This window comes from Salinimicrobium oceani (genome assembly GCF_012037645.1).
The window spans coordinates 1-332 of the sequence record NZ_JAAVJR010001290.1 but is presented as its reverse complement, the minus strand read 5'-3'; the positions used below and the strand labels follow the sequence as shown (position 1 = coordinate 332).

Sequence of the window (332 nt, the reverse complement as noted above, 5' to 3'; positions counted from 1 at the left end):
GTCCAAGCCTGTAGAATTTCCTGTTACTGTAGAAGACCTCAAGTTTTATAACAGTCAGTTAGAATATGTCGCCGAACCCGGAGAATTTGAATTCTTTGTGGGAGGTACATCAGACTGTGAGATGCAGGGAAGTTTTACTCTGGTAGAGGAATAACGTTAGTGAATTGAATTAGAAATTCTATAGCTGCTGAAGCGGTGCAGAGCACAAGAATGCTATAACAATCACGAAAAAAATCTTTTTAACCTAATTTCAAACCGGAGCTTATGAAAAGCGCATTCAGTTTTCTGGTTATTCTGGTTTTTTCTGCAAATGTTGCAGGACAGTCTCTTTA

At 38.6% G+C, this 332-nt stretch carries 1 protein-coding gene; it reads left to right on the top strand.

Annotation, left to right across the window (positions count from 1 at the left end; translation table 11 throughout):
- Positions 1-154: fibronectin type III-like domain-contianing protein (locus HC175_RS21880; protein WP_168139985.1), on the top strand; the 154-nt coding region annotated here is incomplete at its 5' end.
- Positions 155-332: the final 178 nt, after the last annotated feature.